Source organism: Pseudomonas sp. IT-347P (assembly GCF_949768005.1).
Taxonomy (GTDB): Bacteria; Pseudomonadota; Gammaproteobacteria; order Pseudomonadales; family Pseudomonadaceae; genus Aquipseudomonas.
Genome location: NZ_CATKPQ010000022.1, coordinates 294,895 through 315,018, shown reverse-complemented (window position 1 = coordinate 315,018; position 20,124 = coordinate 294,895). Strand labels below are relative to the sequence as shown.

Here is a 20,124-nt window from a genome sequence, read left to right as displayed (position 1 = left end):
GTAACCAAAAAGGCTTGCTCCTACGTTCGGCCCGCTCGCTGGGGCTCGGGGTTCCTTCGCTGCGGGATTGATCCGGGCGCAGCGTCTCCGGTTTGCTTCGCTGCACCTCCTCTCGCTGTGTTTGGCTGCGCCAAACGGTCGCTGCGCTCCCACCCCCGGATCAATCCCTCCACTCAGCCTTCCGACGTCGCCCGTGGAACAAGATCAAAAGCTGCAGCCGAGCTAACGCTCATCCTGTTGAGTGGGGCGGCTTTGCCGCTGGGTTGTACGCGAATCAAAAATTGTGGGAGCGAGCCTGCTCGCGAAGGCGGCGCTCCAGCCAACCAATCTCTAGCAGACTGCGTACGATCCAACTATAGGAGTGAGCCTGCTCGCGATGACGGCCTACCAGCCAACCAACCCCCAACTGACTGCCCCCAATCCAATTGTGGGAGCGAGCTTGCTCGCGAAGACGGCTTAACAGCCAACCAATCCCCAACTGACTTCACCCAATCCCAATGTAGTAGCTAGCCAGATCAGTTGTAGACACTCAAGGCCAGGTAGCAGATGCGAAGGTCAAGTGGGTACGGCGCTCCGGGCGCGTTCTGATTCACTCGTGTAATCGCTCACTTCTATCCAAAAGCCACGACATCAGCAGCCCTGGAACCAGAAAGCCCAACGAGACCAAAACCCCGTGAAGCATATGCGCCATAGGCTCCTCAAGGGTGGCAACAAGCTTCATGGGTGAAGCGACCGGGGACAGCTGTAAGAACAAAACCCCCAGCACCACACAAGGCCAAATCAAATTCACACCGCGTCTCGCGCTGAGCCGCCATGCATAAACTGCCAGCACGGCTGAGAAAACCCCTTCGAGCATCCAGGAGACAGTCCCCAGCTTGCCCCAAAGGCCATAACCGTAATGCTCGATCGAGTGGGGATACAGTGCCAAATCACTGTTGTGCATCGGCCAATCAGCGATGAAGTGAGAGAAGGCCGCCAACGCTGCCACGACGGCTACGGGTCGATGCTTTATGAAAAGCAGTCCCCAAATCGCTGACCAGAACACCGCAGCCAGCAATGAGTGATCCCAGTCGATAAAGGTCAAATCAAAAAACAGGTACGGCCCGCTGTTTAAATTTGCCGTGACGGTATTGAAGCCAAGCATGATGAAAATCCCGTCGAGCAGATCCAGAAAACCGACGCCCATCATGATCGGTATCGCGGGGATCTTGGGATAACGTGCCTTGATTGCCAGGCCGATGGCGAAGTGACCTACGTACATTTTGCGTTCCTGATCCAGACAGGCCTGTCGTCTACAGGCCAGAGGCGTCTGATACTATCCGAGCCCTCGAACCAAGATTGTCGGGTTTTGGCAATGTCCGAATTGTCTGCTGAAGTTATAGCCTCATCCTTTTCCCTGCCCCCAGAGGTAGACGCGATTTTGCTTGAGGCCTCGCGGATCAGGACATTGGTAAAAGCAGAGGAACTGTTCCCTCAAGGCTCTAAACCAATGGGCATGTTTCGTGTGATTCAAGGCACCTTGCGCGTCGATAGCCTGGGCGCGAGTGGACACCAACTCTTTCTTACGCAATTGGTCGCTGGAGACTGGTTCGGCGAAGTACCCCTTCTCGATGGCTTACCGAGGAAGTATGACGTTGCAGCCGTCTCGCACGCGCGTATTGCAGTGCTGCCTGCCAGCGCATTCTGGCAAATCATTGAACGCCGCCCCGATGTTCTGCTAGCCATTACGCGTCTGGTCTGTGGCAGATATCGAATGGCGCTCGATTGGGCCGGGAACACGATCCGCAATCCTCTGCCTGTCAGGTTGGCCAACCGACTCGTTTCCTTGATCAAACCTCCAGGTATCGAAGAAGCGCCATGCCTGAAGGTCAACCAGGAACATATCGCCCAACAACTGGGTGTTTCTCGTCAGAGCGTCAACCGCCAGCTGAAAATCTGGGAAGCCGAAGGCCTGTTAGCTGTTCGATACGGCGCCGTCACCCTTCTCGATCTGCAAAAACTCAGAGAGGCAACACGAGAGCATTAGCCTATCCATTCAGTTCAGTGGCCCGATCACTTGTCGGTATTTTTCCGGGCCTTGTGGCGTCTGACGGGTCAGGCGGATCTCCAGTCCGGCCGGATCTTCATGACGATTGCCACTCAGTTGCCGCCAGCCTTTATCGATTTCCCAAACGCGTACTTGCGCATCGCTGACTTCGTTCAACACCGCCACCCCAGCCGTGGGCGCGGGCAACGGATACCGGCTCCGCGCCTCAGCCACCGCTCGATACAACGTGTCGCCCTTGACCCACCACCGCACCCGCTGCAACGTCCCCGGCTGATCCGCCGCCGTACGAATGATGTCCAGACGAAAACCCTGACTGTCGCTACTGCGCACAGTCAGAGCGGGCGGGGCGCTCGGCGGCTCATCATCCACGCCAACCTTCTTCGGCTCGGTCAACTCAATCCCCGCCCGCATCTCCACATCCCGCTGCAACTGATTCAGCGCCCGCAACAAACCGTCACTTTGCTCACTGCTCGCCTGCAAATGGCTGTCCGCCCGCGTCACACTCTCCAGCCCCCGCCAGGCAATCAGACTCACCACCGCCATCAACAAAATCGCGACCATCACCTCAATCAACGTAAACCCTTGCTGGCGCTTCATTGCAGGCTGATCCTTCCACTGCCATCACGCAGCACACTCAAGCGATTCAACCCATCCGACAACGTCAGTTGCAGCGGCGGATTGATCCACTCAGCGTTCAGCACAACCCTCTGTTTCGGCTCCACCCGCACCTCGATCTTCGGACTCTGCCAGGCACGCGGACGCAACTGCGGATCCTGCGCGAAATGATCAAACCCCTTGCCACTGTCACTGCGCCGACTAAAGCGAAACCCTTTGGCATCACTCACCCACACAATCGGCCGGCCAACTGATGACCAGTTGCACGAGCGACGCGTCGACCTAGCGTCCGTGTCCTCCCCGAAGGATCTCCAAATTTCGCTCCTCGCGTATTTAAAGGATATCTAATAAATCTCTGTGCATTGTGGGGCTAAAAACTAGGACTGATAGCCCTTTGCGATCATTGACTTTTAAGTGCTACTATCAGTCGGATCCAATAACTTAACCTGTATTTATATACAGTTTCTTGCTTGTTTGTCTTTCTACTGTTTATGCATACAGCGTGGTTTGCATTAGAAATCTATGAAATACGCCGCTCAAATATCTCAATGAGAAGTTAGTCAACTAGCACGCCTTTAAGGCGCTCGTGGAATGTTTATGGATAAATTGCCAGATAAATTACCCTTTGATGCAACGAAGCTTTTCGAAGCGCTCCAGTATCAGCTCGTGGTTGCTCTTGAGTATTGTTACAAGCTGGAAAAGGGTAAGCGGTTATGGGTTGAAGTTTACGGTGATGTGACCCTAGAAGACGTTGCTCAGATTGAGGTCAAACTGTACGCCGACACCTTGAGAGACGGTCACCCCAACATCTGGAACACTTTGAACAACTGGCTGAACCTGGCGTTTGATCATCGTGCTTACGCTCGCCTCATGTTGGTCACAAACCAGGAATTTTCGCCTAAGTCGACCTTGGCGGATTGGAATGACTGCTCTGCGCAGGAAAAATTCGGCCTCCTGAAAGCAATCTACGACGCCTCCGAGCAGCGATTCAGTACCTCAAAATCAAAAGAGCCCTCAGAAGCCCTTGAGTTGCAACGTTCGGTTATGGCTCCCGCGTTGAGGAGCGATTTGTTGGAGATACTTGAGAGGGCGGTGTTCATCACAAACTCTCCTTCGCTGCAGGACAGGCTCCATGACTTCAAGGTGCTGCACCTGAAGATGATCCGAGAGTCGAAGCATCAACGCTACCTTGACGACATCCTGGGATTCATTGGTAGTACCAGGTTTATTGATTCGGGCTGGGAAATAAGCTGCGAGGAGTTCTCAGGGAAGGTCTCCGAGCTCACTAAGCGCTACATGAAGCATTCGAGTGTCTTCCCGGAAGTGGATGTGGATGCGCTGGAACAGACAATCAATCTGGATGAAATCTCCGATCGCCTATTCGTTCAGAAAATTCGGGAGATCGATGGCGAGGCCCAGGTCAGGCAGGCAGCGCTCCAGTTGCTGATCGCCGCTGAGGTCATTAACGAGCTTTACGATGACAGCTTGGCCTCTCAGAAGGATATCCTGCGCTATCAGGATAACCACCTTCAGCGTCACCTCTCGGGGCGGCTGGGCGCCATAATTGGATGCATGGACGATACTTGCCCTATTCAGTTAAAGCGTAAATCGCTAATGTTTTTCTTTCAGCAACATGCCGCAGAGGTTGTAAGGCTAAACACGTTTGAAGACACTACAGTCGAATTTCGTAATGGCATGTATCACATGCTGGCAGATATAAAGGCTGAAAAGGAAAGTAATGAGTTTTACTGGAGGCTATGGTAGTGAGTACTAGTGCTGCTGATCACATCTATACCTTGCGCCGGACACCTTTTGCTCTCGCACCGGTCATTCAATCTTTCTATGATCACTGGGATCCGACCGAGAAAGATATCCTGCTTAGCTACTTGATTTTGCCTTTGATTACCTACAAGCCCCTGCATAAATTTTTACACTATGCCGGCAAGAAAAGTTCTCTACGTACAATGATGCAAGAGCCTGAGCGTTTGTTGGGTTTGGAACTGCGGATCGAAGAGTTTAAGCCTATTACTAATGCGGCGCTGTTAATACTCAGATCTGAAATGCGGCTGGTAATTAACGAGGATATGTCAGTGGCGACTCTAGGCAAGGTTCAGGAAAAAAATTCTGACGAGAAGCTACTCAAGTATGCCCGTAAGCTTGCAGTGGTATTCACTGGTGAAAATGTTCTGTCAATTTATAGGTCGTTGGGGCTCAAATCGCTATGAACTGCTATGTCAAGTATATCGGCGTTGTTGATAAAGATAGCCGACTTCATTGGGTCGAGTTCACCCAAGGCCTTAATATTATCACCGGTAAATCGTCCACCGGCAAAAGCGCAATTTTGGAAATCTTCGACTACTGCCTAGGCAGCAGCGAGGACACGATTCCTGATGGCAAGCTTACCGATCGGGGTCAGACCTTCTTCACTGTCCTGCAATTCCCAGCGCTCACCCTCGTAATAGGTCGCGCAGCAGCCTCGAAACGCTGCTTCCTACGTGAGGTCACCGGGGTGGAGGCCGAGGACATTCTTGGTTTGATGGGGCATGTAGAGTATTTCTTTGATGACCGGCACTTCATTCATCGGGATCAATACCTGAAAAGCCTAGGCAAATACTTCGGCGTGACCATGGAGAACGTCGATGTTGATGGAGTACTGAAGGAGATCACGGGCAGCAAGGGTTCAACGCCGTCGGTACGCAGCTTCCCGTCGCTCATGCTCCAGCACCAGAACCTGGTCGCGAACAAGCATGCGATCTTTTATCGGTTTGACCAGAAGGTTAAACGCGATCAGGCGATCGACCATTTCAAGATACTCATGGGTATCGTGAAGGAGGAGTATTTTGACCTGGCCAAAGAGCATGCCGAAGCCGCCTTCGAGTTACGCCGGGTTAAGGCCAAAATCCCGAAGGACGACCAGCTCAGGGAGGAGGTCATTGCCAGTTTCGACAGACTGCTGTCGGAGTACAAAGCGCTCGCCGGTGTGTCACTGTTCGAGATGACGGCTGAGGAGATCTATATAAAACCCAAGGTCGCGCTCAGAGAGATGCTCGGCAAGCCGGTGGCCGTGGATGGCCTGGCAGGTGATTATGAGGCCACCCATAACTCGTTACGGGACAGAAAAGCCAAACTTGTGTTTGAGCTTCGCACTGCGCTCGGCAAACTTAATCTCTTGGAGCGTTCGGTCGAGCAGGCTAAAGGAATAGGCACCTCTTTTGCTGAGCTGACCGTCCCGCGTTCGACTAGCTTCGATCACACATTGTGCCCTGTGTGCGAGGCTCACTCAGAGGTGCCTGAGGACGAAGCGAACAAACTCACCGAAGCTATCGAATGGCTGAATACCCAGCTCAAGCTCTCCTCCTATGCTCGGGAAAGTCTCGGCCAGGAGAGCCGCGACCTAAAGGAAGACATCAAGAAGATCCGTCAGCAGCTTAAGGACGTTCAAACATCCTTGAAACCATTCGAGGAGCATGCCGAGCGGTTGGCCCAGGCAAATTCGCTAGAGGATGCTCCGAAAAAAACGAAGCTGCTGCTCGAAATCGAAATCGACAAATTCCTTGAGAACCCGCCGTCCGATTTGAAGAAGATGGAGGAGTACTGGGACGAACAGGTCAAGAGGCTTGAAGGCCTGATGGCCATGCACAATGTCGAAATCGAGCTCGACAGGCTTGCGCGAGACATCAACAAGAAGATGAAAGAAATCGGCAAGCATTTCCATTTTGAGGAAACCTACAAGACAGGGTCTCTGAAGTTTGACCTGAATAGCTTTGACCTCTGGCACGAGAAGGAGGCTTTTAAGAAGGTCTTCCTCCGCTCGATGGGCAGTGGTGCGAACTGGGTTTACTCGCACCTCACTCTGTTCCTGGCCTTGCACTATCAATTTGCTGCACGGGCGAAGGACTGCAAGATTCCGCCGATTCTCTTCCTCGACCAACCGACGCAGGTTTACTTCCCTTCAAATGACGAGGGTGAGGAATTTGAAGCTGAAAACCTGTGGGCGGACGACAAGAAGGATGCAGATCTGCACGATGATATTGATGCTGTCTCCAACATGTTCACGCAGCTCGCCAAGTTCTGTGATGACACCAAGCGTGAAACGGGGGTGATGCCTCAAATCATCGTGTGTGATCACGCAGACGGGCTAAAACTCGGCGAAGGTTACAACTTCAACGACTTTGTTCGTGCCAAGTGGCGTCAGCGCGGCTTCATCGCTGACTGAGACTTTATTGGTTACCAGCAGAGCCTGACCTCTCGGTCGGGCTTTGTCATTTTAAGAGTCTCATTCGGCGCTGTTGATTCTGAGCAGCCTTGCCACCCCCTCGCTAACGCCGATTTGTTTCAGATCTCCAGTGCGGGAAGCGCGATGTTTGGTTCAAGAAAAGTTGCTTTCAAAGTCGAACGCTCGGCGATCCGTATGCTTATCTGAAAGATGTACTGACGCGCATGCCGACTCAGCGGGTAAGTGAGGGATACGCGTCACTCCAACAGCCCAATCACCTGCCGATACTTCTCCACCCCCTGCGCCGTCCCCCGACTCAACCGAATCTCCAACCCCAACGGATCCTCGCGCCGATTCCCGCTCAACTGCCGCCACCCCTTATCCACCTCCCAAACCCGCACCTGCACATCACTGACATCACTCAAAACAGCCACCCCATTCCCAGGCGCGGGCAACGGATACCGACTCCGCGCCTCAGCCACCGCCCGATACAACGTGTCGCCCTTGACCCACCACCGCACCCGCTGCAAAGCCCCCGGCTGATCCGCCGCCGTACGAATGATGTCCAGCCGAAACCCCTTACTGTCGCTACTGCGCACAGTCAGAGCGGGCGGGGCGCTCGGCGGCTCATCATCCACGCCAACCTTCTTCGGCTCGGTCAACTCAATCCCCGCCCGCATCTCCACATCCCGCTGCAACTGATTCAGCGCCCGCAACAAACCGTCACTTTGCTCACTGCTCGCCTGCAAATGGCTGTCCGCCCGCGTCACACTCTCCAGCCCCCGCCAGGCAATCAGACTCACCACCGCCATCAACAAAATCGCGACCATCACCTCAATCAACGTAAACCCTTGCTGGCGCCTCATTGCAGGCTGATCCTGCCACTGCCATCACGCAGCACACTCAAGCGATTCAACCCATCCGACAACGTCAGTTGCAGCGGCGGGTTAATCCACTCAGCGTTCAGCACAACCCTCTGTTTCGGCTCCACCCGCACCTCGATCTTCGGACTCTGCCAGGCACGCGGACGTAACTGCGGATCCTGCGCGAAATGATCAAACCCCTTGCCACTGTCACTGCGCCGACTAAAGCGAAACCCTTTGGCATCACTCACCCACACAATCGGCCGGCCATCGGCGCGCGCCTCGGCCTGCGCCACCTGCAGCAACTGCGCCACACGCTCGGCATCATTGCGCAGCAACTGCAACGGATCGGGCTTGATACTCAGGCTGATCGCCGCACTGGCGATGCCGATGATCACCAGCACCACCATCAACTCGATCAGCGTAAAACCCTGTTGCCTGTTCATCGCGCGCGCGCTCCTTTGCGTCCTGCACCATCGTGCACGGCCAACATGTAAGGCGTGTGAAATAAAACGGAGAGAATTGCCGCGTAGGCTGACAGCAGGGATAAAAAGGAGATTCAACCCATGACCTTCACCGCACGCGTTTCCCCAGCCAAATGGTCCAGGCCCTCGCGCTGCTCGCGGTGGCGGGTCTGCGGTGGTGAGAGAGCAGAGTAAGGCGACGCTCCGGTGGGTGCTGGATAAGTCGCCGGAAGGGCCGGGGCTGCATGGACACTCGACCCTGATGAACCAGAAGCATAATGGCCGTTCGTCGAAAAAGCACCGTTACCTGTCAGATCTGACAGGTGCGCATTTGCGTCCTGCAAGGTTGAATGACTCCGCACCCTTTATTTCACTATCGGAGTTCTTACCATGTCGACATCCCAACCCAATGCAATCGTACCCTCTATCGTTTCGATCAAAGGAGCCAGCGGCGCAGAAATTGCGGAGGGCGGTACAACCAACGAGACCAGCGTGACGCTTGCCGGTAAAGCGGAAAAATCGCAGAAAGTTGCAGTGTATGATAGCGGCTTAGTCAAAGATCAGGCCGATGTCGATTCAAAGGGGAACTGGACCTCTTCCTTGTCCGACTTGAGCGTGGGTCCGCACCGCATGACAGCTAAGGCGTTATACGGTGATGGAGACATGTCTCAGCGTCGGAACTTCACTGTGGCTCCAAACAATTAAGCTTAAAAAATTGGCTTCTGGTCTGGTTCTCTTCCAAATATGAGGGCCAGGCTCAGGAGCTTTACAGGCGGCTCAACAGGGCATCGAGTGTGGCCAACAGTAGTGCCTCCTGACTACGGTTAAACACCTGCACGCAAATCCTCAGCAACTGCACATTCTCCGCCGCGTCTCAACCCGGCCCCGACGATGGTCACACCACCATCAACTCGATCAGCGTAAAACCCTCTTGCCTGTTCATCGCGCGCGCGCTCTTGCGACCAGCGCCATCGTGCACGGCCAACCTGTAAGGCGTGTGAAATAAAACGGAGAGAATTGCCGCGTAGGCTGGCAGCAGGGATAAAAAGGAGATTCAACCCATGACCTTCACCACACGCGTTTCCCCGCCACAAATGGCCCAGGCCCTCGCGCTGCTCGCAGCGCTGATCGGCGTGGCGACATGGTCGTCGCTGCTGCTGACCACCGCCGAATCACACACCCCGGCAGCGGCCCCGCAGTTGCTGGCCGCGCGCAGTGATAGCCCGGCGTTGCAGTGGTTTTCCAATCAAACGGCGCCGATGGACATCAAGGTGAGCGGGGTGATGGCGGGGAGTCGGGGGGCGGTGGCGATACTGAGTTTGAACGATGGGCCGCCGAGGAGTTTTTTGCAGGGGGAGAAGGTGGGGCCTGGGGTGAGGTTGGTGGCGGTAGAGGGGGATGGGGTGGTGATTGAGCAGGGTGGGGAGAGGGTAAGGTTGGGGGTGGAGAGGTTGGTGGAGGGGGTGGTTTTGCCTAGGTTGACGACGCCCTGATTTTTTAGGGGGGATAACGCAGTGATGTGGCTGTTGTAGTTGTGGCTGTATGTTTTGGATTGCCGGGAGTGTACTTGGTTGCTCTGGCCAGAGGAGGCCAGTCGTGAATGTCCTCTTTCGGCCAAAAGCGGACTTTCATGACCGACCGCTTCCGACCCGAAGCGGACGTTCGTGAGTGACGAATAACGACCAATTGTTGGACAAAGCCGAACGTTTAATCCAAGGTGGCTGCAGTCAATAAGCCCTGTGAGTATTCGACATAGCCGCCTACAGGAAAAATGAATTTTTAGATATTCGACTTCATCCAATTTTTTTCGACTCTCGCTAATCTAGTTAGGTTTTATTATTTTGACGCTTTACTGTGTAAGTATGTTTTTTGGCCAAATTATCTGGATGGTAACCGGATACGGAGACGTTTCGCGCAGGGTTAATTAGCAAGTTAACACGCTGTGCAATTTCTTGATGGTTTGGATCAACGATAATAACTTCTTTTTTACAGTCAAAGTCTAGCCCGCAAGCTATAATTTGCTGTAGCTCAGCGTCTAGGGGGGATAATGAAATTCCGAATAGTATTATTCTGGTTGCCGGCTCTAAGGCTCGCCAGGTAGTTCCGTGCATAGTTCCTAGTGTCATCTCCTCTTCATTTGAGCGATATGGTTCTTTTACCATTTCAGTTGGAAGATAAATTCCAGATGGAGTGTCAATATGGCCGTGGATATGAAGAGGGTAAATATTTATGTGATGTGTTTTATTTAGTTCTTTTTTAATTGCATCAGATCCCACGCTGTCCCAGTTTGTTGTTGCGTATAAAAATTTTTTTGAGTGTGAAAGCAGAAAAAATTTAGCACATGCAATCAGTGAAGTTCGAACAGTAATTTCACCGCTGCTTTGAGCTTCCTTAAGCTCACGAGATATTGAGATTTTAATTTCATTAAGAAGCTCTAAGTGAACCTTATATTGCGTTGCTCCATGCTCTGTTTTTAGACAAGAAAACCACCTTAATAAATAAATGAGTCTAGCAAGTATTGAGTTCGCAGAGTCGGAAGTGAGTGGGAAGTCATAATATGGCTGAAGCGCTCTTATTACGGGATCCCACGCATTAACGACGGCTCCTGCTCCGGTTATTAAGGCGCAAATTTTCTCTCTCACTTAAAATCTCTCGCTAATTTTTGTTTGTGTGATACAGCCATGAGTCGGGGTAGGGTTGCTGGGTTTTCCAAAAACATAAAAACCTCAAACCTAAGCACCAGCTAAAATTCAAATAGTTGGCTGAAAATTCATTTCGACGAAATATGTCGTCGCGCGTCTTTACATTACTTTTTTTTCAGTCCTTGTGTGCCTATTAGGTGGGTTTGAGTGGCTACTTTCCATTGGAACCGGTCGCTCATGAAAGACAACTTTTTGCCGTTAGCTGCCGCTCCGACCGTCCGCTTTCGGCCCAAAGCTGACAATCGATTAAAGGCGGCTTTAGCCGATAACGGAAGTTAGCAGCTAACCGCTATCGGCTCATGCAACCCCGCTTGCTAAATATTCGAAGGGTAGTTGCAGATATATATACTACTTTCGCCCCCCTTTTGAATTAGAGCGCCTCGTCTTAGGGGGGGAGATTTCCGCAGTTTGGAAATCAGTGTTGCCGAGACCAAGCTTGCTTTTATCAGCAATTTTCATAAAGTCGTTAACAAACTTGTAAAGCATTTCGGTTTCGACAGTGCTAACTGGTGCTTCTACAATTGAGCCGCTATGCTCCGCGTCCCTTATAACACCTGCGGACTTAAGCCTAAACTGACATACCACTCCAGGAATAATTTCCATCGACAGAACTTTTGGCAGTAGTTTTGGCAACTCTTGAAAACTCTTCTCATTATCTAACGAATCAAGCCATTGATATTCGGCCCATGAAATATCACAAGAAGAGATTTCCTCCCAAGAAAAGCTACTTTTGAGTAGTTTTTCAATGTTTTTGACTGCACGGGCCCAAGCTGGATCCCAAGAAGTAGGCCCGCATAGTGCAGCGATTAAGCCGAACCAAACATAAATTGAAGGATTGCTCTTCACGATGTCTTTTAAAAGAAAAACATGAGAAGTGCCACGTCCAACTAAAAAGGCCGCTAATGCGATTTCCAAATCAGCCTGTTCATTGTGATCTCGTGAGCCAACTAAACGGTCCGACCAGTCTTTCGAGAATTTTCTAAAAGCAACGACGCGCTTTTCAGCGGAGTCACTCAACAACCCCATATAATCTGTTATCGAAGGTCCATTGCCAAATAAATCTTTATTATCTGGATGCAACTCTTGAAGTAGCTGTTCGGCACCCGCGTTTTCGTTCCAAGAAATACTAACTCTACTCCAAATCGGCTGCAAGGATTTGATATGGATTAGACGATCAACAAATCTGGGATCCGATGACAATAATTCCAAGCGATTAATACATTCCTGTGTTACGAAGTCGTCCTTATGAGCAATCGATGCTCTAGCCACCGAAAAACTGTATGTAGCACTAGCACGCGATAGCGGAATCGACGCAACCGAAATATCCCCATCACTTTGTGCCAACATCTCTCCAAGTATCACCGATGGCCATCGGTCTGGGCGGGACCAAAAAAACTTACCCTGGCCTGCAGTTTTTTTAACTGAATCAAAATCAGCCTTACTTACTACTCGGCCAAACTGACTTAGTGGAAAGGTTTCTGGAGCATAAGTTTTTAGCCATGCAAACAATTCAAAAGTTTTTACTAGCGGCAAAATAATTAGATAGGGAGATAAGTAGCCGTGCTCAGAGCTTTGCTTAGGGTATCCAAGAATCGCTCCCAAACCAATAGACTCTACCGCTTCAATAGACAGCTTTGGCGTATACGGGCTATTCAACATCGAAAACAATGCATCCGGCAAATCATCCCGAGAAGAAAATTCGAAGTTTAGCTCAGTCATCGTTAATCATCCGGGAAAAGATTATTAAGGCCAAATAAAGTAGGTTTGGCAAATGCTGCCTCTACTTTAATAGTGGTTTCTCCGCATCTATAAACATTCAGTGCTGTCTTGGCGCGCGTGACACCTGTATAAATTAGTTTTGTCCGTCGCAGCGGGAATTTTGTAAGACCTTCAGCACCAAAAATATGTACACACCTAAACTCAGTTCCTTTTGAGGCATGCAGCGTCAGAATGTGAATTAAGGCGCCTCCTGAAAAAGTTGCATCTGGATCAACTCCGTGGGTGCAAAGCTTGCCTTTTAATTGTGTCGTCTCAAGGTAACTCTTTACTTCGAGTCGGTCTTCTTGCCGAGGGCAAAATATACCAATTGCCTCATTAGGAAACGCATCCAGTTGAACCTCAATTAATTCAAGAATTTTATTTAGTTGTTCAACCCTAGGTTGACTCGGGTGCAGTATAGCTGAAGACTCCCCCTGAATGGTCGGGTCATAGTTACACGTGGACTCCAGAGTTACACCTCCTTTCACTGGAGGCATTAGCTTATCTGCGACTTTAGCAATCTCTTGTCCAATTCGAAAGTGACTAGTTAACCGATGTGTATCTAGCCCGAGCCCCCCGGCAGTACCCATGCCGTCCTGATTATAAATGCCTTGTCGTTCATCGCCACATATACAGACTTTGTCTGAAAGTTCTAGTAAAGCTGTGAGCTCACCAACAGAGAGATCCTGAGCCTCATCAACAAAAATAGCACTGTACATTTTCTCTGAGGGCCTAGCTTCGTTTGCGGCTATCAAATTTTGCAGTGCTTCATTTCGAGAGTCGTCATCAAAATCTCCCTCACTCCACTTTACCTTGCTTCCGAGATTAAGATTTACATAATCAGCGAGCCATGAGTGAAATGTTTTAATCTGGCTAGCTTTTACAAAACCTCTTGCGACAGCTCCGCTCCGAATGAAGTCAGCAAGAGAGCGAGTGTAGGTTATGAATAAAATATCCTTTTCACCACTCCCCACCATAACCTCAGCACGGAGAAGGAGCAAATTGGTCTTACCAGACCCCGGCGGCCCTGATAAAAGATAGCGTCCTTCCATCGGGAGGCCGATAAAATCGATTTGCGCTTGATCCATTTCTTTCTTGCTACGCCACCAATTACCGTTCATCACTCACCCTCTTAAATTCGATCTGTCTTCCATAAAGTGATTCAATGGAGTCAGCTACAGAACAGTGTGAATCTACTTCGCCGATAGCGTTCTCGACAATTTCAGCTATCGATTCAGCAATAATGCTTCCAGCATCATCTATTGCATCAGACATTGAGACCGTACCTAGAAGCTTAAGAATATTCGGATCAAGTGCGAAGTCTGACTCTGGCTGATATATAAAACCCGATGCAAGAATATCGACCGAGCCAGCATATAGCCCCGTCTTCCAGTAAAAACTAATATGAGCCACGACTGCTACATTGTCACTGTATGCGAATTGAAAGCTCACAACTTCTCTGTTGCTCACTTTTGATTTGGAAAAGGATAAAGGCAAATCTGTTCCGCATACGGAAATGAGCAGTACTTTGATTTTATCAATCAATGATTCCTGGAATCGATCTCGATCGAAATTTAATGCTCTTTCGGAATCGGTTTGCTTGTTTGGCCTGGACTTCAATCGAGCTCGAAGTTTATTAAGCCCAACATTATGCTCTTGCACTTCAAAGTCAAGCCAGTCGACAAGTGCCAGCCTGGCCTGCATATCCTTATTAAGACATTTAGCCGCCAGCGATTTCAGATATATCAAGCGGCTGGGATTGCCATCTTTAAAATTTGGCGGGTTCAATAGCACTGCTTTTGCGACGAGCCAACGGTTCCCTGCATCTATTTCAGCTCTGAATAGAGGCTCTTTCATTATCAAATCATGCAAAACCGCACCTACTTGATAAATATTAAGTCCCTGCCATAGCTCACGCGAAGGTTCATCCAAACGAAACAAATATTCAGGAGAACTGTATTGAGCAGTAGCCAAAAACGGCCTTTGAGACCCTTGGTCGGTATCGGCAGCACCTGGACCTGGATCAAATTCACGAACAACGCCCAAATCTAAAAGCTTCAGTTTCCCCCAGCACTCTGAGACATGAATGTTTTCAGGCTTGATATCACGGTGTACGATGCCGTGAGCTTCGAGATAAAGAACGGCAATTACTAGTTGCCGTATAAGTACTTCGACGGAGGCGTCAGGTACATGTTTAAGTACCTCTTTTAATCTCGGCCATTCAACATACTCCATTTCAATGACAGCTGTATTGTCGAAGTTTTCTATCGAGAATGTTTGAACTAGATGGTCGCATTCATGACCTATGAGCCTACGCTGGAGCCCCAAGCGTTCCTGCTCTTTCGAACCCTCCTCATCGCTAATGAATCTCGGGTCGAATACTTTAAAAGCTCGCTTGTCTTCGCGATTAATTCCACGAAATACTGCCGCAGAACCACCAGCGGCGAGAAAATTTATCTCCCATTTCACACCGCTTTTTTCAAGATATCGCTCAAGCGTAACCTGTAACTCATCGATTTTTTCTTGTGATAGATCAGGCATACCTAACTCCTTTAGGGACGGTCGCCTGTTGGCGGCTACCGGCAACCTACGTACAGATTGCCACTATTGATGGCAGTCTGCCAAACCTAAGACCTCAGCAAATGATTCTCGGCTGAGACTCGGACGCAGCTATTCCCGAACGGCAGCTTTTGACCGAAAGCAGCCACCTATATCTTGGCTAAATCCTACTTGCAAACCTTCAGTCGCGTTCCATCAGTGCCACTGCCTTCACTGGAGTCAATCTCTCCGTTATGGTCGATATGAATTTCCGTTGTCGGCCATTGGGGCTTAATACTGACGCAACGGTTCAGGCCCTTTGCGTTCCACCAGTCCAGACGCATGAAGAACTCATCGTCAGGAAAGATATGTCCTACATCACCCGTTGTCTTTCCGGGCAGCAGTTCACCGCGAACGATGGTGTGCTGTGTGTTCAGGACGTAATTAATGTTCTTGGTGCCGTCTTTTGAGTAGTAAACGACAACTCGCGGTATAGCTATGTACCAGCACGCCACAGCAGCAATCAGAAATAACCCTATCCACCGGCCAATACGTCGTGGTCGCTTTTCACTTGCAGACATGCTTTTGAACCCCTGTACCCCAGTCAGCAATTGGCACCGCCAACACCTTGTTCATGATGATTTGTGCCGTGAGACCGCCGTTCGGATATTCCTTGTAGAGTTCCATTCCGAGGATGATCGACACCCTATCAGGAGCATCGTCCCATGCTCGCATCCCTTCGACGCCTTCCGTCCTTCGTGGACCATCAAACCTCTTGGGGTCTTGGAGGAAGCGCCAACTGTCTGAGCCTATTTGCTCGACTCCAGCGCCGTCTAACTGCACGCTGTCAGAGAGTCCACCGGCTAAGCCGACGTACCCATAATGGATGTTCGACCAGATGTCGTAGTAGAAGTCATACGGCCCCTGCTTATGCCAAGGCGCACCAAACAATTTGGCCAATTTGGGCTTGTGATCCCAATCCTGACCCTGTCCTACCTTACTCGTCCAGATGGCGAAAGCCTTCGCCTTTTTCCCAAGTGCCATGCTGTAAAACTGAGGGTCCTGCCCCAGGCGCAGGTAGGGCGGAAGCTCCATAAATTTCTTGGTTTCCGCCTCAGGATCGAAGCTGTTTAATTCTTTCATTTCCAAGACTGCTGGGTCATTGATATTGCGGTTCATCTCATCGGCGATGTAACTGGCCAGTTGCTCCATCATGTCAGGGTCTTTGCACGTTGTAGGTGCTTCCGGCTCTGTCTTCGCTTCGGGTTTTTCGGTACTGGCTTGCGGATCTATCAATGCATTCGCCGCCAGAGCTTTCTCTGTCAAATTTGGATCTGCGAGCAAGGTCGCCATCTTTTCATCGTCCACGGTCCCATCTGGGCGGAACGCTCCCAGTGCCATGAAGTTGATGATGGATGCACCGCCAGCATCGCCCATGACAAACCCGCCACCTACATCGCCTGACCCGGTGATGATGGTTCCGCCATGGCTGGTAGGACTACCAAGGTGGGCCATAGGACGGCCATTCACTTGAATCGATGGAAACCCTGTAGTGATTACGGCGCCACACCCACATGTATCACCAACGCGGGCGGAGCCCATAAAGTTGATATTTACGTCGCCACTGGCGGAGGCAATCGGGGTGGTGCCATGGCCGGGCAAAGGGCAGACATGTTTATCACCCAGTCGTGCAGAAGAAATCATGTATCGTCCTTGAATCGTTGCGAGGCGTGCCAGCTTGTGGCTGCGGTAGTCTGACTTTACCGGGAAGCTCAAGCAATGGCTGCAAGACAAATCCTAAAAGTCCTGCTGAAAATCTTCCGTTTTCCGTGTCAGTTTTTTTCTATAAAAGATATCGGGTCGTGGTGAATCGTCCCTGGTTCGTAGTTACATCCGACGGTCTTCTTTTGGCCTACACAAGTATTTGGAAACGATCGAGCGGTTACCCAAAAAGCACTGGTGGGTAATAGGGGCGTCTTGGGGAGGAGCGCGTCGAGATGTATCGCAAAAAATAGAGCGATTCTCGTGGCCGAGATTATCAGTTGCGACTGGCAATCTCGGTCTTTTTTAATCGTCAGTTGGGATAAGCGGACGGATCTATTCAGGGAGGCGTGACGGAATTCGGTCTCGATAAACACCAATGTTTAAAAAGACATCTCCAAACACTCTTCCAGGCTACACATCCTTGCGCCTTTGCCTACAGCTACGCCAGAATCTGCCGGCTTGTGCGCCTTGGGGGCGGGTTCTATTGTGGTTCGGTCGCTGACGAATCAGCGATCGGGTTTGGTAGCCCGGCTAGACTTGGCGCATAGCGTCACCCGATACGGGCCTTTTTGGGGCTGTGTATTTATGGTGGCCATGCGCAGGGCGTCTTCGGGCGCGCCGGTTCTCCAAGTCACCGGTCTACCAACCTTCGTATGGCCACCACCCCTTCGTTTGGTAGCGAAAGATGATGGCTCCTTTTCTATGATTTGGAGATTCACTCATGATCAAACCAACACCCAACCCGCCTGAAACCGCCTCGGTTTCCCCCTATGAATCCATCGATTCCAAAAAACTCCACGAAGCCGCCGACCGCGCGCTCGACCATTACCTCTGTCCACCCGGTTCCACGCCGCCCCCACGTAAAAACCGTGGGATGTACGCCGTGACGGCGGACAACAAAACCGAAGAACTGCTGGTCGATGCCAGTGCAACACTCGCTTCGGCCAAAACCATCGCCCAGAACGTCTCCAGCCTGTTGCCGGCATCGCAGCGCCATGCGCTGGCGGGGATTGCGCAGTTGATCATGCTCGGGGAGTTGGCGGTGAATCGGGCGTTGGATAATTTGCAATTGCCGGAGTGATGCGGGTGCCGGGATCACTTGGTGATTGATTGGGTGTTCATTCTGACGCTTTCGCGAGCAAGCTCGCTCCCACAGGGTTTTATGCTGATTGCAGATGTTGTGTACGACGCTGACACCTGTGGGAGCAGTTGACTATTACCGCGCAGTTTTCGTGTGGTTATTGAGTCGCTTCAGGACATTCGCGGGTCCATCGTGTCACGGTCATGTCATTGAATTGCTCACCGATGGTATCGACGCGTAGGCAAGTTCCTTTCTTCGCGTAGTACAAGATGCAGCGCGAGCTATCAAACGAGCAGGTATCCAGTTCGAAAAAACTGCGTGTAGCCAGCTCCTTCTCCACGCCACTGTATTCATAGCCGTCGCTGGTATGCGTCCGCGTCGGTTTCCAGCCTTGTTTGACTAGCTTGGATCTGGCCGCGGCCAAACGCTCACCGACGACGATGCCTGCTGGCCCGTGCTTTTCGTGTGACGCCTGTGAGCCACCGGCAAACGCTGCTCTGATACCCATGCAATAAACTGCGACAAGTACGAGGGTTGAGGCCTTCATTGGACAGTTCCTCCGCAGATTTGTAGGTCGATAAAAAGTCTGGATACTCGGCGTAAGGTTGCGGAGGATAGTGATTCCTCTTGCCTGGATCTTCGGGAAGCACCGCCCACTTTGTTGTCGATTTCTGGTTTCAATCCTTTTCAGGGCATTTGAAGTTCCAGGAATAAACTTTCATGTCTTTGACTTCTTCGCCGACAGTTCCTACACCTAAACAATCTCCGTTCTTGATGTAGTTGAAGCTGCAGAAACGGACGCCCTCCGTGCAAGACTCGATTTCAATGAAGCCTTTTCTTTGGATGACGTTTTCGACCCCGAGCTCACCTGAGTAGAACGGATTCGGCTTCCAGCCATTTTTAATCAAAGCTTTTCGGGCTTTCGAAAATGGCATTCCCTCTTTGATAGGAACGTCTGCTGCGCTAGAAAATAAACTGACGCAACATAAAAGGCTGATGGCTAACATTTTTAGTTTCATTTAACAGACCGCCAAAAATCTACCGTCCATGTACATTTGCGTCGCACAGAATGCCTGAGTCGCTCGCAATGCCTTTACGCCCCGACTGGGTTTACGTTTAGTGCGCGGGGAAAATTGCCGGTAATGGGGCAGGTTTGTTTAAGTGGGGGAGGTGCCGCATTAGGTCTCGATAAACGCCAACGTTTAAAAAGACATCTGCAGACACTCTCTCAGGCTACATATCCTTGCGCCTTTGCCTACAGCTACGCCAGAATCCGCCGGCTTGTGCGCCTTGGGGGCGGGTTCTATTGTGGTGCGGTCGCTGACGAATCAGTGATCGGATTTGACCGTCCGCCCAATATCAAGGCGCGCCAGCGTTCTGCACGTGTTCAGGCATTGTCTGAAATCATGTCGCGGTGGCTGTGCGTGGGACACCTTCGGGTGTGCCGGATTCCTTGATGTCCGGTCGGTCAACCCGCGTACAGCTGCCACCCTGTTTGTTTGACCGCGAACGGTGGCGGCTCCAGTCATCAAGGAGCGTTACCATGATCAAACCAACACCCAACCCGCCTGAATCCAACTGCACGTCTCCCTACGAATCCATCGATTCCAAAAAACTCCACGAAGCCGCCGACCGCGCGCTCGACCATTACCTCTGTCCACCCGGTTCCACGCGGCCCCCACGTAAAAACCGTGGGATGTACGCCGTGACGGCGGACAACAAAACCGAAGAACTGCTGGTCGATGCCAGTGCAACACTCGCTTCGGCCAAAACCATCGCCCAGAACGTCTCCAGCCTGTTGCCGGCATCGCAGCGCCATGCGCTGGCGGGGATTGCGCAGTTGATCATGCTCGGGGAGCTGGCGGTGAATCGGGCGCTGGATAATTTGCAATTGCCGGAGTGATGCGGGTGTCGGGGCACTTGGTGATTGATCAGGTGTGAACTCTGGCTCTTTCGCGAGCAGGCTCGCTCCCACCTTTGAGCGTGTTCCAAGGTGGGAGCGGGCTTGCTCTTCAGCCGCGATAAATGTTGAGACGATGTACGCGTATCTGTACCTGCGAGTGGGTTGCTTTCTTT

At 51.3% G+C, this 20,124-nt stretch carries 21 protein-coding genes and 1 pseudogene; 8 read left to right on the top strand and 14 right to left on the bottom strand.

Going from position 1 to position 20,124, the window contains the following annotated elements; all coding sequences use genetic code 11:
- Positions 1–589: 589 nt before the first annotated feature.
- Positions 590–1,261, bottom strand: coding sequence for a hypothetical protein (locus ACM6IV_RS10115; protein ID WP_414869839.1), 672 nt, complete (start codon positions 1,259–1,261; stop codon positions 590–592).
- Between the two features lie 93 nt (positions 1,262–1,354).
- On the opposite strand from ACM6IV_RS10115, the gene ACM6IV_RS10110 reads away from it, so the two are divergent.
- Positions 1,355–2,026: a Crp/Fnr family transcriptional regulator gene (locus tag ACM6IV_RS10110; RefSeq protein ID WP_414869838.1), complete on the top strand. Its 672-nt coding sequence runs from the start codon at positions 1,355–1,357 to the stop codon at positions 2,024–2,026.
- Positions 2,027–2,035: 9 nt separating this feature from the next.
- Here the strand turns inward: ACM6IV_RS10110 and ACM6IV_RS10105 are convergent, their stop codons facing one another.
- Together ACM6IV_RS10105 and ACM6IV_RS10100 are read right to left on the bottom strand one after the other, a co-directional pair.
- A complete protein-coding gene (locus ACM6IV_RS10105; protein WP_414869837.1) occupies positions 2,036–2,644 on the bottom strand; it encodes a prepilin-type N-terminal cleavage/methylation domain-containing protein in 609 nt (202 codons plus the stop codon).
- A pseudogene (locus ACM6IV_RS10100) lies at positions 2,641–2,910 on the bottom strand (type II secretion system protein GspH); the annotation flags it as partial. The pseudogene ACM6IV_RS10100 and the gene ACM6IV_RS10105, both read right to left, overlap by 4 nt.
- Positions 2,911–3,259: 349 nt before the next feature.
- Between ACM6IV_RS10100 and ACM6IV_RS10095 the strand changes: the two are divergent.
- From ACM6IV_RS10095 to ACM6IV_RS10085, 3 genes are read left to right on the top strand one after another with little or no spacing between them, the layout of a single operon-like run.
- A complete protein-coding gene (locus ACM6IV_RS10095) occupies positions 3,260–4,426 on the top strand; it encodes a hypothetical protein (protein ID WP_414869836.1) in 1,167 nt (388 codons plus the stop codon).
- On the top strand, positions 4,420–4,887 hold the full coding sequence (locus tag ACM6IV_RS10090) for a three component ABC system middle component (protein ID WP_414869835.1): 468 nt from the start codon (positions 4,420–4,422) through the stop codon (positions 4,885–4,887). The genes ACM6IV_RS10095 and ACM6IV_RS10090 overlap by 7 nt, the downstream gene beginning before the upstream one ends.
- Entirely contained in the window at positions 4,884–6,878 is a 1,995-nt protein-coding gene (locus tag ACM6IV_RS10085; RefSeq protein WP_414869834.1) for a DUF3732 domain-containing protein, read from the top strand. Before ACM6IV_RS10090 ends, ACM6IV_RS10085 begins: the two co-directional genes overlap by 4 nt.
- Before the next feature lie 257 nt (positions 6,879–7,135).
- On the opposite strand, the gene ACM6IV_RS10080 is transcribed toward ACM6IV_RS10085, so the two are convergent.
- Positions 7,136–7,744: a prepilin-type N-terminal cleavage/methylation domain-containing protein gene (locus tag ACM6IV_RS10080; RefSeq protein WP_414869833.1), complete on the bottom strand. Its 609-nt coding sequence runs from the start codon at positions 7,742–7,744 to the stop codon at positions 7,136–7,138.
- Positions 7,741–8,187, bottom strand: a complete 447-nt coding sequence (gspH, locus tag ACM6IV_RS10075) for a type II secretion system minor pseudopilin GspH (RefSeq protein ID WP_414869832.1) — start codon at positions 8,185–8,187, stop codon at positions 7,741–7,743. The genes ACM6IV_RS10080 and gspH overlap by 4 nt, the downstream gene beginning before the upstream one ends.
- A 408-nt stretch (positions 8,188–8,595) precedes the next feature.
- Here gspH and ACM6IV_RS10070 point away from each other — a divergent pair, with 408 nt between their 5' ends.
- Positions 8,596–8,910 carry a hypothetical protein gene (locus ACM6IV_RS10070; RefSeq protein ID WP_414869831.1) on the top strand — a complete coding sequence of 105 codons (315 nt, stop codon included), beginning with the start codon at positions 8,596–8,598 and terminating at the stop codon, positions 8,908–8,910.
- A 190-nt stretch (positions 8,911–9,100) separates the two neighbouring features.
- Here the strand turns inward: ACM6IV_RS10070 and ACM6IV_RS10065 are convergent, their stop codons facing one another.
- Complete coding sequence (locus tag ACM6IV_RS10065; RefSeq protein WP_414870250.1) at positions 9,101–9,148, bottom strand: prepilin-type N-terminal cleavage/methylation domain-containing protein; 48 nt, start codon at positions 9,146–9,148, stop codon at positions 9,101–9,103.
- Between the two features lie 118 nt (positions 9,149–9,266).
- Here ACM6IV_RS10065 and ACM6IV_RS10060 point away from each other — a divergent pair, with 118 nt between their 5' ends.
- A complete protein-coding gene (locus ACM6IV_RS10060) occupies positions 9,267–9,698 on the top strand; it encodes a type II secretion system protein N (protein ID WP_414869830.1) in 432 nt (143 codons plus the stop codon).
- A gap of 333 nt (positions 9,699–10,031) precedes the next feature.
- On the opposite strand, the gene ACM6IV_RS10055 is transcribed toward ACM6IV_RS10060, so the two are convergent.
- The 6 genes from ACM6IV_RS10055 to ACM6IV_RS10030 all read right to left on the bottom strand — a co-directional run bounded on the left by ACM6IV_RS10055 (position 10,032) and on the right by ACM6IV_RS10030 (position 16,907).
- Complete coding sequence (locus ACM6IV_RS10055; protein ID WP_414869829.1) at positions 10,032–10,847, bottom strand: hypothetical protein; 816 nt, start codon at positions 10,845–10,847, stop codon at positions 10,032–10,034.
- Between the two features lie 408 nt (positions 10,848–11,255).
- On the bottom strand, positions 11,256–12,626 hold the full coding sequence (locus tag ACM6IV_RS10050; protein WP_414869828.1) for a hypothetical protein: 1,371 nt from the start codon (positions 12,624–12,626) through the stop codon (positions 11,256–11,258).
- Positions 12,627–12,628: 2 nt separating this feature from the next.
- The gene (locus ACM6IV_RS10045) at positions 12,629–13,786 is read right to left on the bottom strand and encodes an ATP-binding domain-containing protein (RefSeq protein WP_414869827.1); all 1,158 of its coding nucleotides are present in this window, start codon (positions 13,784–13,786) and stop codon (positions 12,629–12,631) included.
- Positions 13,776–15,206, bottom strand: coding sequence for a protein kinase domain-containing protein (locus ACM6IV_RS10040; protein WP_414869826.1), 1,431 nt, complete (start codon positions 15,204–15,206; stop codon positions 13,776–13,778). The genes ACM6IV_RS10045 and ACM6IV_RS10040 overlap by 11 nt, the downstream gene beginning before the upstream one ends.
- Before the next feature lie 185 nt (positions 15,207–15,391).
- Positions 15,392–15,784 carry a hypothetical protein gene (locus ACM6IV_RS10035; protein ID WP_095191945.1) on the bottom strand — a complete coding sequence of 131 codons (393 nt, stop codon included), beginning with the start codon at positions 15,782–15,784 and terminating at the stop codon, positions 15,392–15,394.
- On the bottom strand, positions 15,771–16,907 hold the full coding sequence (locus ACM6IV_RS10030; RefSeq protein WP_414869825.1) for a polymorphic toxin type 44 domain-containing protein: 1,137 nt from the start codon (positions 16,905–16,907) through the stop codon (positions 15,771–15,773). The genes ACM6IV_RS10035 and ACM6IV_RS10030 overlap by 14 nt, the downstream gene beginning before the upstream one ends.
- Before the next feature lie 781 nt (positions 16,908–17,688).
- On the opposite strand from ACM6IV_RS10030, the gene ACM6IV_RS10025 reads away from it, so the two are divergent.
- On the top strand, positions 17,689–18,048 hold the full coding sequence (locus ACM6IV_RS10025) for a DUF6124 family protein (RefSeq protein WP_008087957.1): 360 nt from the start codon (positions 17,689–17,691) through the stop codon (positions 18,046–18,048).
- Positions 18,049–18,205: 157 nt separating this feature from the next.
- Here ACM6IV_RS10025 and ACM6IV_RS10020 read toward each other — a convergent pair whose 3' ends face one another.
- Together ACM6IV_RS10020 and ACM6IV_RS10015 are read right to left on the bottom strand one after the other, a co-directional pair.
- Positions 18,206–18,595, bottom strand: coding sequence for a hypothetical protein (locus ACM6IV_RS10020; protein ID WP_414869824.1), 390 nt, complete (start codon positions 18,593–18,595; stop codon positions 18,206–18,208).
- A gap of 130 nt (positions 18,596–18,725) precedes the next feature.
- Positions 18,726–19,055: a hypothetical protein gene (locus ACM6IV_RS10015; RefSeq protein WP_414869823.1), complete on the bottom strand. Its 330-nt coding sequence runs from the start codon at positions 19,053–19,055 to the stop codon at positions 18,726–18,728.
- Positions 19,056–19,591: 536 nt separating this feature from the next.
- On the opposite strand from ACM6IV_RS10015, the gene ACM6IV_RS10010 reads away from it, so the two are divergent.
- Positions 19,592–19,951 (top strand): DUF6124 family protein, encoded by a 360-nt coding sequence (locus tag ACM6IV_RS10010; RefSeq protein ID WP_414869822.1) that lies wholly within the window; start codon positions 19,592–19,594, stop codon positions 19,949–19,951.
- Positions 19,952–20,124 lie beyond the last annotated feature (173 nt).